The organism is Microbacterium sp. A93 (genome assembly GCF_051842835.1).
Genome location: NZ_JBPXMT010000010.1, coordinates 48,261 through 63,336, shown reverse-complemented (window position 1 = coordinate 63,336; position 15,076 = coordinate 48,261). Strand labels below are relative to the sequence as shown.

General features: G+C 71.2%; 12 protein-coding genes. 11 read left to right on the top strand and 1 reads right to left on the bottom strand.

Going from position 1 to position 15,076, the window contains the following annotated elements; translation table 11 throughout:
- Window positions 1-16 precede the first annotated feature (16 nt).
- The 8 genes from galU to wecC all read left to right on the top strand — a co-directional run bounded on the left by galU (window position 17) and on the right by wecC (window position 7,514).
- Window positions 17-928 carry a UTP--glucose-1-phosphate uridylyltransferase GalU gene (gene galU / locus ACSU1G_RS23195; RefSeq protein ID WP_439282389.1) on the top strand — a complete coding sequence of 304 codons (912 nt, stop codon included), beginning with the start codon at window positions 17-19 and terminating at the stop codon, window positions 926-928.
- 254 nt (window positions 929-1,182) lie between these two features.
- Complete coding sequence (locus tag ACSU1G_RS23190) at window positions 1,183-1,704, top strand: YceD family protein (protein WP_439282661.1); 522 nt, start codon at window positions 1,183-1,185, stop codon at window positions 1,702-1,704.
- A 2-nt stretch (window positions 1,705-1,706) separates the two neighbouring features.
- Window positions 1,707-1,910 (top strand): 50S ribosomal protein L32, encoded by a 204-nt coding sequence (rpmF, locus tag ACSU1G_RS23185; protein WP_439282388.1) that lies wholly within the window; start codon window positions 1,707-1,709, stop codon window positions 1,908-1,910.
- Between the two features lies 1 nt (window position 1,911).
- The gene (gene rnc / locus ACSU1G_RS23180; protein WP_439282387.1) at window positions 1,912-2,634 is read left to right on the top strand and encodes a ribonuclease III; all 723 of its coding nucleotides are present in this window, start codon (window positions 1,912-1,914) and stop codon (window positions 2,632-2,634) included.
- Entirely contained in the window at window positions 2,627-3,604 is a 978-nt protein-coding gene (gene mutM / locus ACSU1G_RS23175) for a bifunctional DNA-formamidopyrimidine glycosylase/DNA-(apurinic or apyrimidinic site) lyase (RefSeq protein ID WP_439282386.1), read from the top strand. The genes rnc and mutM overlap by 8 nt, the downstream gene beginning before the upstream one ends.
- Window positions 3,605-3,705: 101 nt before the next feature.
- The gene (locus ACSU1G_RS23170) at window positions 3,706-4,974 is read left to right on the top strand and encodes an LCP family protein (RefSeq protein ID WP_439282385.1); all 1,269 of its coding nucleotides are present in this window, start codon (window positions 3,706-3,708) and stop codon (window positions 4,972-4,974) included.
- Window positions 4,975-4,977: 3 nt separating this feature from the next.
- Window positions 4,978-6,189: a glycosyltransferase family 4 protein gene (locus ACSU1G_RS23165; protein ID WP_439282384.1), complete on the top strand. Its 1,212-nt coding sequence runs from the start codon at window positions 4,978-4,980 to the stop codon at window positions 6,187-6,189.
- 59 nt (window positions 6,190-6,248) lie between these two features.
- Window positions 6,249-7,514 (top strand): UDP-N-acetyl-D-mannosamine dehydrogenase, encoded by a 1,266-nt coding sequence (gene wecC, locus ACSU1G_RS23160; protein WP_439282383.1) that lies wholly within the window; start codon window positions 6,249-6,251, stop codon window positions 7,512-7,514.
- Window positions 7,515-7,587: 73 nt separating this feature from the next.
- On the opposite strand, the gene ACSU1G_RS23155 is transcribed toward wecC, so the two are convergent.
- Complete coding sequence (locus ACSU1G_RS23155; RefSeq protein ID WP_439282382.1) at window positions 7,588-9,654, bottom strand: polysaccharide pyruvyl transferase family protein; 2,067 nt, start codon at window positions 9,652-9,654, stop codon at window positions 7,588-7,590.
- A 169-nt stretch (window positions 9,655-9,823) separates the two neighbouring features.
- Between ACSU1G_RS23155 and ACSU1G_RS23150 the strand changes: the two genes are divergently transcribed.
- Genes ACSU1G_RS23150 through ACSU1G_RS23140 form a run of 3 tightly spaced genes read left to right on the top strand, consistent with a single transcriptional unit; the run spans window position 9,824 to window position 15,034 of the window.
- Window positions 9,824-10,651 carry a hypothetical protein gene (locus ACSU1G_RS23150; RefSeq protein ID WP_439282381.1) on the top strand — a complete coding sequence of 276 codons (828 nt, stop codon included), beginning with the start codon at window positions 9,824-9,826 and terminating at the stop codon, window positions 10,649-10,651.
- Window positions 10,648-13,224 carry a hypothetical protein gene (locus ACSU1G_RS23145; RefSeq protein ID WP_439282380.1) on the top strand — a complete coding sequence of 859 codons (2,577 nt, stop codon included), beginning with the start codon at window positions 10,648-10,650 and terminating at the stop codon, window positions 13,222-13,224. Before ACSU1G_RS23150 ends, ACSU1G_RS23145 begins: the two co-directional genes overlap by 4 nt.
- A gap of 10 nt (window positions 13,225-13,234) precedes the next feature.
- Window positions 13,235-15,034, top strand: a complete 1,800-nt coding sequence (locus tag ACSU1G_RS23140; RefSeq protein ID WP_439282379.1) for a glycosyltransferase family 4 protein — start codon at window positions 13,235-13,237, stop codon at window positions 15,032-15,034.
- The last annotated feature ends 42 nt before the right edge of the window (window positions 15,035-15,076 follow it).

Sequence of the window (15,076 nt, the reverse complement as noted above, 5' to 3'; positions counted from 1 at the left end):
AGGTTATCCTGCACCCATGACTGAACGCCCGCAGAACCCCCGTACCAAGAAGGCCGTCATCCCCGCCGCAGGGCTGGGAACCCGGTTCCTGCCGGCTACCAAGGCCATGCCCAAGGAGATGCTCCCGGTGGTGGACATGCCGGCCATCCAGTACGTCGTCGCCGAGGCGAAGGCGGCGGGGCTGGATGACATGCTGATGATCACCGGCCGCAGCAAGCGGGCGCTGGAGGACCACTTCGACCGTGTTCCCGCCCTGGAGCGGAGCCTGGAGCTGAAGGGGGACTTCGGCAAGCTGGACAAGATCCAGGAGGCCACCAACCTCGGCAACATCCACTACTTCCGCCAGATCGATCCCAAAGGCCTCGGCCATGCCGTCCTGTGCGCCAAGCAGCACGTGGGCCGCGAGCCCTTCGCCGTGTTGCTCGGCGACGACCTGATCGACGCACGGGACGACCTGCTCGAACGCATGATCGACGTGCAGCAGGAGAAGGGCGGGTCCGTGATCGCGCTGATGGAGGTCCCGCGGGAGAACATCTCCGCCTACGGTGTGGCGCAGGTCGCCGCGGTGCCAGGAGGCCCCGAGGACGTCGTGCGCATCACCGGACTGGTGGAGAAGCCGCCCGTGGACCAGGCCCCGTCCAACCTGGCCGTCATCGGCCGATACGTCCTGGATCCCGTGGTGTTCGACGTTCTCGAGCGCACCGGGCCCGGCAGCGGCAACGAGATCCAGCTGACTGATGCCCTGCAGGTCCTGGCCCAGGGCGAGGGCGAGGGGTTCGGCGTACACGCGGTCGTCTTCAGCGGCAAACGCTATGACACCGGTGACAAGCTGAGTTACCTCAAGGCTGTCATCGAGCTGGCCAGCGCCCGCGAGGACCTCGGCCCGGGTCTTCGTCCCTGGCTGAAGGAATTCGTCGCAGAACTCTGAGTCAGAACTCTGAGGGAGACCTCCGGCAGGTCATTTGGCCCGCAGGGCATCAGCCATTAGACTGGTGAGTCGGTCCCGCGGGTTCTGTCCTGCCTGGATGCCGGAGCCCGGTGCAAGCCGGGTGAGGGGATCCGAACCGTCACCACTGCCGATCGGAAGGAATGCTGATGTCCGCGTCATCGTCCCCGAACGCAGCCGGTGCAACGGAGGCTTGGGTGCACTCCGTCCGGGATCTGGTGCGCAACCCGGGGTCCATGCGGACTCTGGAGGAGCAGTGGCCAGCCCCTGAGGCACTGTCCACTCCGCTCATCGGCATCCCGGCTGGTTCAGCCGTGGACGTCGAGTTGCGTCTGGAAGCGGTCCACGAGGGCATTCTGGTCACCGGTGAGGCTCACGCCGAGCTGGTGGGGGAGTGCAGTCGGTGCCTGGACCCGATTCAGGACGGGATCACCGTGGACCTGCAGGAGCTGTTCCTCGCGGCCGCCCCCGAGGGTGGGAGCGACGAAGAGCGCCTGGTGGTGCACGAGACCGTGGATCTGGAGCCAGTGCTCCGGGACGCCGTGGTCACCGCCCTGCCGTTCCAGCCGGTCTGCCGGCCGGAGTGTCAGGGTCTGTGCCCCGATTGCGGTATCCGACTGGAGGACGCTGGCGAAGACCACGTCCACGAACAGCTGGATCCTCGCTGGGCGGCCCTGGCCGAACTGACGAAGACCCCCGCGTCCGGCGATGCCGGACCGGAACCCAAGACCTCATCCGACGAGACAGAAGAGAGATAGCCGTGGCAGTCCCGAAGCGGAAGATGTCCCGTTCCAACACCCGTAACCGCCGCTCCCAGTGGAAGGCCACCGTGCCCCCGCTGGTGAAGTCCGTGGAAAACGGCCGCGTCACCTACCGCCTGCCGCATCAGGCCCAGGTCGTGACCGATTCCGCCGGTACGCCGATGTTCCTGGAATACAAGGGCCGCAAGGTCGCTGACGCCTGAGGTGCCCGTGGCGCCACAGTCAACTGAAGACCTGCACCAGCGTCTCGGGGTCACTCTTGACCCCGAGACGCTTGTTCTTGCCCTGACCCACCGGTCCTACGCCTACGAGCACGGTGGGCTGCCCACGAACGAACGCCTCGAGTTCCTCGGCGATTCCATCCTGGGCTTCGTGGTGACGGACCACCTCTACCGCACGTATCCCGCCCTCACCGAAGGTGACCTGGCCAAGATGCGTGCCGCCGTCGTCTCCACCCGCGCACTGGCCTCGGTGGCGCGCACCATCAGGGTGGGCCCCTCCATCCTGCTGGGTGAGGGTGAACGGCGCACCCGCGGTGCGGACAAGGACTCCATCCTGGCCGACACCATGGAGTCACTGATCGGCGCCACCTATATGGAGCACGGTCTGGGTGCGGCCCATGACCTGGTCCACCGCCTCGTGGTGCCCCTGCTCGAGGACGAACTCGCCATGGGGGCCGGCACGGACTGGAAGACCTTCATCCAGGAGGCCGCCGCGAACGGCAGCCTCGGGGGCGTCGAGTACCGGATGGAGTCCACCGGTCCGGACCATGACAAGGTCTTCACCGCCACCCTGGTCATCGGGGCCGTCACCTATGCCACCGGCACGGGACCGTCCAAGAAGGAGGCGGAGCGCCAGGCCGCTGCCCGATCCTGGGACGAGGTGAAGGCGGCCGCCGAGGCCGCCGGAACAGCCGGTCGTGCCTGAGCTTCCCGAGGTCGAGGTGGTCCGCCGCGGATTGGCCCGCTGGGCGGCGGGCCGGCCGGTCTCCGCGGTCGAGGTGTTGGATGAGCGCTCCGTCCGGCGGCAGCCCGGTGGCGCGGCGGCCTTCGAGGCCCAGCTCATCGGCCGCCGGCTGGCTGCACCTCAGCGTCGGGGGAAGTACCTGTGGGTGCCCCTGACCGGTTCCGGGAGTGACGGGGGCGAGCTGTCCACTGCTCCCCAGCTGTGCCTCGTGACACACCTGGGCATGAGCGGGCAGCTGCTCGTCAGCACCCCCTCGGACCCGGTGCAGCGGCACCTCCGGATCCGGATCCTGCTGGAGCATCCCGGCGTCCAGGGGACCGGCGTCCGGGACACCGCCACCCAGGAGGGCGACGCCGCGCTGGAACTGCGCTTCGTGGACCAACGCATCTTCGGGGGACTGTTCCTGGATCCCCTGGTGCCGTCGGCGGATCGGCCGGAACAGTTGCTGCCGGCCTCCGTGGCGCACATCGCCCGGGACCCCCTGGACCCCCATTTCGACCCGGCCGCGGTCCACATGCGGCTGAGGGCCCGCAAGGCCGGACTCAAGCGGGCGTTGCTGGATCAGTCCCTGGTCTCCGGCATCGGCAACATCTACGCGGATGAGGCCCTCTGGCGGGCCCGCCTGCACTACGCCCGCCCCACGGAGACGCTGAATCGCAGCGAGTCGGCCCGGCTGCTGGCCGCCGTCCAGGAGGTGATGGAGGATGCCCTGGCCCAGGGGGGTACCAGCTTCGACTCCCTGTACGTGAACGTCAACGGCGAGTCGGGCTACTTCGACCGCTCCCTCAACGTCTACGGACGGGCTGGCCGCCCCTGCCCGCGCTGCGCCGCCGAGGGGCGGGATAGCCTGATCCTCAAGGACCGGTTCATGAACCGGTCGTCCGCCTATTGCCCGCGGTGTCAACCGGTTCCCCGGCGCGCGCGCTGGTGATCGGTGGCCCTGCAACCGGTTCCCGGCGTCACCGCGGAGCGCTCGTGGTCAGGGCCGCGGTCTAGGATGGTCTGGAACTTTCTGCATGGATGGGAAACCCTTTGGCTCACACCGAGAACCACGACTACCTGCCGCGCCGGTCGCGTGGCCGGAACCGTCGGAGGCGTCACACCGTCCGCAACGCCCTGATCGTGCTGGCGGCTCTGCTGGTCGTCGTCCTGGTCCTGGTGGGCGTGTACGTGGCCTCCATCGCCTCCACCTTCAATGACAAGCGCCAGACCGTGGACGCAGGCATCGCCACCGAGCAGGCGGCCTCGGACGGGGCGCTGAACGTGCTCGTGATGGGCTCGGACTCACGGGGCACTGGGCAGGACACCGCGGAGAACAAGGGCGAGGACGGCGAACGCTCGGACACCATGATGCTGGTGCACGTGCCCGAGGACCGGCAGAACATCGTCGTCATGTCGATCGTGCGGGACCTCTGGGTCGAGATCCCCGGTGAGGGGGAGCGCAAGGTCAACTCGGCCCTCGGCCTGGGCGGCTATCCCCTCGTGACCGCCACGGTGGAGGACATGTTCGGCGTGAACGTGGATCATCTGGCGGTCATCGACTTCGAGGGCTTCAACGGACTGACGGAGGCCCTCGGCGGTGTCGAGGTGTGCAACCCGACCGTCTTCTCCTCCGGTCAGGTGAATCCGTCCTACTTCCCGCAGGGGGAGATCCTGCTCCGGGGCACCGATGCCCTGCGGTACGTCCGTGAACGCAAGGCCTTCCTGGGGGGCGACTTCGAGCGGGTGGCCAACCAGCAGCGCTTCGTATCCGCCATGGTGGACCAGATCCTCACGGTGGACACGCTGGCCAATCCACAGCGGGTGATGGATGTGGTCAACGCCATCGTGCCGTTCATCTCCGTGGACGAGGGGCTCGACGCCGCCACGATCGCGGGCTACGGACTGCAGCTGAACGGGATCCGCTCCGGTGACGTCGAGACCTTCACCATCCCGCACGGTCCACCCGCCGAGGGCCCGGGCGGGGCCTCGATCGTGCTTCAGGACGAGGAGGCCATGGCGGAACTGCGCCAGGCCCTGCAGCAGGACCGGATGGACGAGTACTTGGCCTCTGATGACTCTGATGACTCTGACGGCTCTGACGGCTCTGAGGATGCCGGGACAGACCCGGAGGCCTCCGCCTCGGACGCTGCCTCGGCTTCTGGGTCCGCACAGGCGACCGGCTCGCCCGGCGGGCAGACCAGCGATCAGGCGGGCGATCAGGCGAGCGAGCAGGCCACGGACGGGCCGTCCGGTTCGGGCCCCGCCGCCACCGGGAGTGCCTCCACTCAGGCTCCGGCCTCCGTCTGTGCGGGTGCTTAGACCATGCGGGTTCAGCTGATCACCCATTCGTACCTGCCGGAGCGCACCCCGCCGGAGCGACGCTGGTCTGCCCTGACCGCGGCCTTCCGCGGCGCCGGCTGGGCGGTGGACGTGATCTGCCCACCGCCGGACCCGCACCACACCCCCTCACGCGACGCTGCGCGGCAGGGCCCGTTGCCGAGGACCGGGCCCGGCGGGGAGCGGGTACGGCGCACCTGGATGCCCTCCGGCCTGCCCACCACGAGGGCCGGCCGATTCGCCGGGCACATCGTCAACGCCGTGGCGGCCATCCCGGTGGGGCTGGCGGCGCCACGCCCGGACGTGATCGTGGTGACCATCCCGGCCCTGCCCAGCGCCGTGGCCGGCTGGACGCTGTCCCGGCTGCGCCGGGTGCCGCTCATCGTGGAGATGCGGGACGCCTGGCCGGACCTCGCCCGTGAGTCAGGGGTGCGGGGCGGTGTGCTCAGCAAGACCATGGAGTCGGTGGTCACCGGGACCCAACGCTCCGCCGAGGCAGTGGTCACCGTGACCGCCGGTTTCGCCGAGCGTCTGCGCCAGCGGGGGATTGCCACCGTGGTGACCATCGGCAACGGCGTGGCGGTGGAGTCCATCCCCGCCGTGCCGCGGCGGGTCCGTGGACACGGGGAACTGAACGTCCTCTACCTCGGCAACCACGGTGAGAGCCAGGGGTTGGAGAATGTGATCCGGGCAGCGGCCCTCGTCCGTGGGGGACCAGAGCGGATCCGGGTCAGGATGGTCGGTCGAGGGACGCGCCACGGTGAACTGGTGGAGCTCAACGAATCCCTCGGGTATCCCGTGGAGATGCTCGACTCGGCCTTCGGCGCACAGCTGCAGGAGCAGTATGCCTGGGCGGACACCTGCGTGGTGGCGCTTCGGCCCGACTGGCCCAGCTTTGAGATGACCATCCCCTCCAAGACCTATGAGCTGCTGGCAGTCGGCCGGCATATCACCGGGGTGGTGACCGGTGAGGCGGCTCGGCTGCTCGAGGACACCGGCAGCGCGGACGTGGTGCCGGCAGATCCTGGCGCCGTAGCCGAGCTGTGGCGCAGGCTGGCTGCGGACCCGGACAGCACCGACGTCGGGGTCCGGGGTCGCCGGTGGCTCTCGGCACACGCCGACCTGCCACTGCTGGGCGCCCGGTTCGTGCAGCTCGCCGAGGCCGTGGTGGCGGGCAGAGTGCCCGCAAAGCTCTGAAGCAGACCTCTGAACTAGACTCGACGCTGTCCATTACCCTCCCGAACGAAGGATCGTGCATGACGAACATCTCCAGCATCGCTGTGGTCGGGCTGGGCTACATCGGCCTGCCGACCGCCGCGATCTTCGCGGAGTCCGGGTTGCGCGTGCACGGTGTGGACGTCAGCCAGAAGACGGTGGACGCCGTCAACCACGGGACCGTGCCCTTCGTGGAGCCGGAACTGGGAGATTACGTGGAGCGCGCCGTCGCCGCCGGCCGGCTGACCGCCAGCGTGGAGACCCCTGCGGCCGACGCGTACATCGTGGCCGTCCCGACCCCGTTCCGCCAGGACAAGTCCCCGGACCTCTCCTATATCGAAGCCGCTGGTCGCACCCTGGCTGCCCAGCTTCGCGGTTCCGAGCTGATCATCCTCGAGTCGACCTCGCCCCCCGGGGCCACCGAGCGGCTGGCCGAGGTCGTCTACGGCGTCCGCCCGGACCTGATGGACGAGGACGGCGGCTCCCTAGACTTCGCGCACTGCCCGGAGCGGGTGCTGCCGGGCAAGGTCATGGCCGAGCTGGTGACCAACGACCGGATCGTGGGCGGTTCCTCGCGTGGGGCAGCCGAACGGGCCCGTGACCTGTACCTGCTGTTCTGCCGCGGGGACATCCTGCTGACCAACACCCGGACGGCTGAGATGGCCAAGCTCGTGGAGAACGCCTTCCGGGATGTCAACATCGCCTTCGCCAACGAGCTCTCCATGATCTGCGCCGGGCTCGACATCGACGTCTGGGAGCTCATCGACCTGGCGAACCATCATCCGCGGGTGAACATCCTGCAGCCGGGACCGGGCGTCGGCGGGCACTGCATCGCCGTGGACCCCTGGTTCATCGTGGACGCCGCCCCCGAGGCCGCACGCCTGATCCGCAGCGCCCGGGAGATCAACGACGCCAAGCCGGGCTGGGTCATCCAGCAGGTCAAGGCCGCTGCCTACGACGTGTTGCAGAGCTCCGGCGAGCCGCCGGTCATCGCCGCCCTCGGGCTGGCCTTCAAGCCGAACATCGACGACCTGCGCGAATCCCCGGCCCTGGACATCACCCGCCAGCTCGGCGAGCAGTTCCCGGACAGCCGCATCCTGGCCGTTGAACCGCATGTGGACACCCTGCCGGCTGGACTCACCTCCCTCCCGAACCTCGAGAAGGCTGCCGCGCGGGAGGCCATCGAGGCGGCCGACATCGTGGTGCTGTTGGTCGACCACGCGCCGTTCGCCGAGCTGAAGGAGCTGGCGGCCGGCAAGCACGTCGTGGACACCAGGGGGCAGTGGCGCCAGACGCCCGGCATCTGAGCCGACGCCGGCCCCACGGCGGTGCCGGCCCGGGCACCCTCGCAGCTCGGCGGACCGGGTCAGCCGACCGCCGTCAGCGCAACCGCCGGCGCAGGCCGCGGTACACCCGCCGCAGCTGACGCTTCCACGGGGACGGTAACGGGGTGGTGCCCGGCACTGGCGTCGGTGTGCGTTCCGGTGCGGTCACCGGTTCGGATCCAGCAGCAGGTGCAGGTTGAGGTGAAAGTGTAGCGGCAGAGACAGGGGTAGGCGCCGGATGCTGGATCCACGAGGGGTCCGGGATCCGCAGGGGGGCGTCACGCAAGGACTCGCTGAGTCGGTCCAGATCGGCCGCGGCACGGCGTTCGAGCCCGTCGAGGGCCTCCGTGGTCTGTTCCGGTAGTCCGCGCTCGGAGAGCAGTCGTTCCAGGGTCGCACGCAGCTGCGGCGCCGGGGCATCCAAGTCCAGGACAGCCTCCGCACGGCCCAGCTGCAGGAAGTGCGAGCGGACCTTGGGGTCATAGGCGAGACCCAGCGCCGGCCGGCGCAACCGGTGCATCAGCAGGTTGGCGTGCAGACGCATGGCCACCAGCACCTCCGCGCCCCGCAGGACGGTGAGGAAATCCTCCAGACCGAGGTCCGCGGGGAGGATTTCGACGCTCACCCCGGCCGGGGCGGCGGCCGCGAAGTCCTGCAGGGATTGTTCGTCGGTGGACTGCATCGGCACCCCCACCACCTGCAGACCGTGGTCACGGGCCACCTCGAACAGCGTCTGCCACAGTCGCCGGCGGTCCTGATCCGCATCGGTCCACGGGCGGAGGTTGACGGCCAGATAGCGGGGACGGCGCCCCGCCCCGGCGGCTGGCGCGGCATCGGGGGCGGCTGTAGGGGCAAGTGCGGGGGTAGATGCGGGGAGTGCCAGCCCGTAGACCACATCGGGGCTGATGGTGACCTCGGCCGCCCAGTCCTCGGCGAGCGGCTCCAGGATCTCGGCCGATTCCCGGTCACGGACCACCACGGTCCGGGCCAGCCGACCGGTCAGCCGCACCGCCGCTCGGGCGGCGATGTCGTCCAACGGCCCGACCCCCATGCCGTGGACGTGCACCGTGCCGCCGTAGGCGGCCACCAGCAGGGGCAGCTGCGCCATGTGGGCGGGGGAGACGGTGGCCGCCCGGACCATACCGGCCGCACCACCGGCCTGCCGGATCGAGTAGTCGTGCCAGTGGCCGCCCGGTCCGAGGACGAGGGATGATGCGGTCGCGGCGTGGAGCTCGGAGGCCTGCAGATCTGCCCGGGGGAAGGCCTGGACACCGTGCAGGCGTTCGACCTCCGGCGCGCGGGAGGCGGCCACGACCGGGTGGGCTCCGGGGACGTTCGCCTCGAGGTGTTCCAGCAGCACCTGCAGCAGCAGCTCATCACCCCGGTTGCCGGCGCCGTAGTAGCCGGAGAACAGGACGGTCCGCGGCCGGGGTGCGCCGGCGCGGAGGCCGAGCGAACCGATCATCGCCTCCAGCCGGTGCTCATAGAGGTGGTTCGAGGCCAGATGGGCCAGGGCCCGGGCGGCCAGTTCAGGGGGAACCTCTGACCACTGACGGTGGGACGTGAGCTGCGCCCGCAGCTCGGCCTGGTCACAGGGCGCCGGTCCGCCCGGGCCGCGGTGTGCAGAGCCGTGGTGTCCAGAGTCGAGGGCGCGCAGGATCCGGTCCAGGGGCGGGGGCTGGTCACGGAGGAGCTCAGCACGGGTCACCGCGCCGGCCAGGTCCAGGGCCGTCGCGTGGTGGGCACCGGGCACCGGCGTCAGGGAGACCACCGGGACGCCGTCACGTCGCAGCCGTTCTGCCGTGGCCTCCGTCAACCCCCAGCCGAGGCCACCCATCAGGACGAGCCCGGGGGAGAACCGGGAGAAGATCCGGTCCACGGGTTCATGGCTGAACAGTGCGCCGGCGCCGGCAGGACCCGCGAGGGTCAGGGGATGGCGGTCGACGTCCAGGTCGAAGACGGTATGGCCGAGGTGACGCAAGGTGTGGAGGACATCGTGGTCCTCCTGACGACGCGTGGCCTTCCGGTTGCCCCGGACCACCAGGACGCGCAGTGGCGTCCCGGTCTGGCTCGGGCGGCCACGCAGCTCATGTTGCCACCGGTGGTGAGACGTCGAACTCACGATCTGGAGCCGCCTTCCGTGACCCTGGCCTCGGGCCGGACCAGGCGGTCCGGTGCCGCTGCCCATCGTAGCGGCACGGCGGTGTCCGGCCCGGAGTGGGCGGTACAATCGGCGGGGACGTGGGGCTCCACGTGATTCCGCAGGCGATGACAGAAGGTCGGCAGACACCATGAGGCTGGGGCGTTGGCTGGCGGGTGCCGCCCTGGGGGGACTGGCGCTGATCGTGGTGTCCGTCCCGGTCTTCCTGCTCTCCGACTCCGGCTGGGCGCCCGCACTGTTCGCCGTGGGGACCGGGGGTGTGCTGGGTTATCTGGCGCTGACCGCCCGGTCCATCCTGCGGGAGGCCCGCACCCTGAAGTCCAGCCTGGGCCGCCTGCGGCGGGAGCTGATCCAGGAGCACGCCGAGGCGGCCGGAGCGGCGTCCGACGTCCGGCGGGATCTGCAGGAGGTGACCGGCGCCCTCCAGGGGGTCCTGGACCCGGTGCGCCAGGACCTGGAGGCGTTGCAGCGTGAGGTCGGACGGCTGCGCGACGCCCCGGCCTCCCAGGCGTGGCGGGACCTGCGGTTGGACCGCCGTGAGGGGCCCTGCTGCCTGGTGATGGGTCACGCCGACCGTGATTCCCTGCTGGCGGAGGAGGATGCTCCCGGCCGATGGGAACACGTGGACCCGCGGGACTCCGGCCCCGGCGGGCTCCCCGCCGTACCGGCGCACTCGGTCGGCGCGGTGCTCATCGACCTGGATCGGTTCCAGGGGCCCGACGTCGGCGGGTCCGGCTGGGCACGCTATCTCCGATGGCTGCGTACGGACGTCCCGGTGGTCGGCTACACGAGGGAACCGGCGCAGCTGACGCTGCGCGCGGCCACCGTGAGCCGGTTGGCCGGAGGGGTCCTGTTGCCACGGCCTGTCGCCGCGGACCGGGTCCGGTTCGACCGCGGTCCCCGGCCGTATGGCTCAGCCGGTGACCCGGCACCTCGACGGGCCGGGGCGCCGTCATGAGGGTCGTGATCTATGACGGCATCCAGGAGTCACATGTGGCGGCCTCCCTGGAACGGGCCCTGATCGAAGCCGGCCATCAGGTCTACAACACCCGGCGGTTCGGTGCGGGGTACCTCTTCCCGGACCTCGAGGGGCTGCTCCCGGTGATCGCCCCACACCTGGAGCGGATCGCGGACTTCAGGCCCGACCTGGTGCTGGTGTTCCGCCCGAGCTCGGCGCCGTTCCCGGTGCTGCAGGCGCTGCGTGGCACCGGTGCGGTCCTGGCCGCCTGGCTGTCCGACGACCCGGTCCTCTTCGACCTCTCCTACGGGCCGGCCCTGGAGCTGTATGACCTCGTGCTGCACTGCGGCAATGCCGAGGTCCTGCGGTTCTACGAGCGGCAGTTCGGGCGCCCCACCGGCGTCAACTTCCCCTTCTGGACCGACCATGAGGCCTTCCCCGCTGTCCACGGGCGCCACGAGCCGGACACCACGGTGCTGTTCCTGGGCAACGTGGTCGGGCCGCTGCGTCGGCGGCGCTACGAGCAACTGGCCTCGATGCGGCACGAGGTCACGGTCTATGGGCGGACCGGGGACGACCCGGCAGGGCTCGGCGGTGGCTTCCTGGACACCGACGCCGAGGTGGTCCAGGCCGGAAGCCGGGCCAGGGTGGCCCTGAACATCCCGCAGTTCTTCACCGACCACCGCGACCAGCCGACCTGGTTCCCCGGGCTCGACGGCCTCGGGTTCTTCGACCTGCCCAGCCGCGTCATCCAGTATGCCGCGATGGGTCTGCCGACCGTCACGGTGATCCCCGGGGCCCCCGCCATCCCCTCCTTTCCCGAGCTCACCGTCTGCGGCTCGATCGAGGAGGCCGACGAGTGGATCGGCACGGTCCTGGACTCCGGCCGGCTGGCGGAGCTCAGCGCCCGCACACTGGACCGGTTCGACCGTTCCTTCAGCGCCCGGTCCCGGGTCCTGGCCCTGGAGTCACTGATGGTCGACGACAGCTGGCGAACCCTGGATCCCGTGGAGCGCGAACTCTGGTTCCACCGGTTCGATGGCCGTACCCCGGCCCCGACGGGTCCCACCGAGACCGACGCACGGGAGCGGGTGGAGGTCACCCTCGACCGGCCCGAGCCCGCGCCCGGGGACGTGACCCGGGAGGTGACCCGGGACGTGGCCGTGGTCCACGGCCGGGAGCCCCGCCGCTTCGGTGCCACCGATGTCATCCTGCGGGAGCTGCGCGACTGGGGCCGGGACGCCATGGTCTGGGGCCCGGGGTCCGCCGTGGTGCGGGAGGTGGTGCGCGAACCCGGCGGTGTGGGCCATGACCGGACCGTCGATGTCCACCAGGTGGTCCAGGCCTTCCAGGGGACCGCGGTTCGGCTGCTCGTCCTCACCGACGGCATCGGCCTGACGCCGGCAGACGCCGGGATCCTGCGCCAGGCCGGCCTCGCCACGGTCCGCGTGCTCGGCCCCGAACGGCTGTCGGCCACGGAGGCGGGGCAGTACGACGCGGTGGCCCGCGTCGGTCCGGCACCTGCCGCGGACGCGGCCGTGCTCGAGGGGATCGGGCACTGTCTCCGGGTCCCCGGGCTGGTGGAGTCCGCGTTCCTGGCCGCCGTGCGGCACCGGGGCGCTGGCCCCGCCGCGACCGGTGCCACCTCGGTCCACGCCGGACAGGACCCGTGGGCCGCCGGGGTCCTCGCGGAGCTGCCGGGCCCGCACGAGAACGTCACGTTCGACGAGCTGGACACCGCCGGCCTGCAGCGACTGGCCGAACTGTTCAGCCGGCCGGTGGTGTGCCTGCAACCGGTCCACTACGGCCGTCGGCAGGCCCACCCACCGCTCACCCCCTACGCCCTCTGCGCGGGCTCCACCGTGCTCACGACCCGGCACCGCCGGTCTCCCGACCCGGACCCCTACAGCCCCTGGATCACCCGGGCCGACACCGTCCGGGAGGCGGGCCTCAAACTCGCGCGCCGCGGCCCGGCGCCCGGGCCCGCGGCCGTCGCCGGTGGCGCGCTGGAGCTGACGCAGCACAGCTTCGACGCCCGCGCCCACCTGGCCACCTGGTTCGACCACGCGCTGGCGGGCCGGGACCGGGACCACACCGTCGCCGAGGACGTCATCGACCCCGGGACCGAACAGCGGATCCGGCTGGGCCGCCGGTACCGGGTGCAGGCCGAGGAGATGATCACCACAGCGCAGGGTCACCTGTCCCTGACCCTGCGGTTCCAGGACCCGGGGCTGCTCTGCGGCCTGCGCCTGTACGACGGGGACCGGACGGTGGCGCAGACCCACTTCCCACCCGGCTCGGCCGGCGCCGTCGAGGTGATCGCCTGGGGGCAGCGCAGGGACCCCACCGGGGACATCTCGGTGAAGTTCATGCCGCCGGAGCAGCACCGCCTCGGCCAGCTGGCCGGCATCGTCGTCCGGTCGAGCGCGACCAGCGGCCAGGGTGTACCCGGGACCGTCCCGGACCGGGGGTTCACCGCCTACCTGCTCCCGGTCGCCACGGAGCAGGCCGGTGACACGGAGCAGGCCGGTGACAGGGAGCAGGCCGGTGACAGGGAGCAGAGCGAAGAATGACGAGGAACCCGTGAGTGTAGAGAGCCCCACCCCGCGCGACGCCCGGCCCGCTACGACCCCCTGGCTGCGCAATGCGGCCCTGACGCTCCAGACGGTGCGTGAACACGTGGTGGACGACCCGGTGCAGCTGATCCTGCAGGTCTCCCGCCGCGCCCCGCACCGAGCCTCCCACCTGATCGGGCGGGTCCTGAGCCGCGCCGGCGGACTGGCCGGCGGGGTGCCGGCCGCCATCGGCCACGAACTGCTCGGTGACCGCCCGGAGGCGGTGCAGGCCTTGGAGCGGGAGGCCGGCGCCACCGGCTCCGCCACCTCCGAGGTGCACCGGGCGGATGCGGCCCTGGGCCTCGGCGAACCCGAGCTGGCCGCCCGACTGCTGGACCGCGTCGCCCCCCGCCGACGCGCGGCCCCCTGGGCGGCCTCGGCGGCACGGCTCGCCGCCTACAACGGTGACCTGGACGCGGCGGTGGAGTTCGCGGTCCGCGACGACCGCAACCGGAACCTGGCCCGGCGGATGATCGGGGAGCGGGACGCCTTCCGGTCCTCGCCGATCCGCGTGCCGCCGGTGACCGCCCGGCCGCCGGTGCCCGGCCGGATCATGCACGTGCTGACCAACTCGCTGCCCTACACCGGCTCCGGCTATGCCCAGCGCAGCCACTCCATCCTCCGTTCGCTGACCGACCTCGGATTCGACGTCGGGGCGATGACCCGGCCCGGATACCCCGTCCAGATCGGGGTACCGTGGGCCGGGATCCAGGACACGGTGGATGGCATCACCTACCACCGCCTGCTCCCGGGGCGACTGGCCCAGGGCCAGGCCGACCGCCTGGACCAGCACGCGCGGCTGCTCTCCGAGGCGGTGCACCGGTTCCGTCCCGCACTGCTGCACACCACCACCCACTTCACCAACGGGGTGGTCACGGACGCCGTGGCCCGGGCCCACGGGATCCCCTGGGTCTACGAGGTGCGGGGCCAACTGGCGGACACCTGGGCCTCCACCCGAGGCCCGGGGGCCCGCGACTCGGAACGGTACCGGCTCTTCCGGCAGCGCGAAGCCGAGGTGGCCCGCCGCGCCGACGCGGTCGTCACCTTGGGCGAGGGCATGCGCGACGTCCTGGTGGGCGACGGTGTGGACCCCGAACGCATCGTCATCTGCCCCAATGCGGTGGGCGACGTCTTCCTGAACCCGCCGAAGGACCAGGCGCAGGCCCGGCGGCACCTGGGCCTGCACGAGGCGGAGGGGACCTTCGTGGTGGGGACCGTCTCCAGCATCGTCGACTACGAGGGACTGGACACGCTCCTGCGGGCCGTCGCCCTGCTCAGCCCGCGGCTGCCCGGGCTGCGCCTGCACGTGGCCGGGGACGGCGTGGCCCTGCCGGGACTGAAGACCCTGGCCCGGCAACTGGGGATCGAGGGCCGGTGCCATTTCCCCGGACGCGTGCAGCGTGAGGACGCGCCGTGGCACCATGCGGCACTGGACGTCTTCGTGGTGCCCCGCCGCGACCTGCCCGTCACCCGGTCCGTCACCCCGATGAAGTCCGTCGAGGCCTCAGCCTCGGCCCGCCCCGTGGTGGCCTCGGACCTGCCGGCGCTCGCCGAGCTGGTGGACTCCGGGACGACCGGGCTGCTGGTCCCGGCCGGAGATGACCGGGCACTGGCCGCCGCGCTGGAACGGCTGGCCGGCGACCCCCGGGAGCGGCATCGGATGGGCCGGGCCGGCCGGGACTGGGCCCTGCAGTCGCGCACCTGGGCGGGCAACGCGGAGCGGTACCGGGACCTGTACGCCGGGCTCGGGGTCCACCCGACCCCCTGATCCACGGGCCCGGTGGTAACGTGTCACGGTGGCGCCGGCCGC

Excerpts from the sequence above, each read along its gene's own strand:
- wecC (WP_439282383.1), top strand. The coding sequence starts at position 6,249 with ATGACGAACATCTCCAGCATCGCTGTGGTCGGGCTGGGCTACATCGGC.
- ACSU1G_RS23190 (WP_439282661.1), top strand. The coding sequence starts at position 1,183 with ATGCGGACTCTGGAGGAGCAGTGGCCAGCCCCTGAGGCACTGTCCACT.
- galU (WP_439282389.1), top strand. The coding sequence starts at position 17 with ATGACTGAACGCCCGCAGAACCCCCGTACCAAGAAGGCCGTCATCCCC.
- ACSU1G_RS23150 (WP_439282381.1), top strand. The coding sequence starts at position 9,824 with ATGAGGCTGGGGCGTTGGCTGGCGGGTGCCGCCCTGGGGGGACTGGCG.
- ACSU1G_RS23145 (WP_439282380.1), top strand. The coding sequence starts at position 10,648 with ATGAGGGTCGTGATCTATGACGGCATCCAGGAGTCACATGTGGCGGCC.
- ACSU1G_RS23165 (WP_439282384.1), top strand. The coding sequence starts at position 4,978 with ATGCGGGTTCAGCTGATCACCCATTCGTACCTGCCGGAGCGCACCCCG.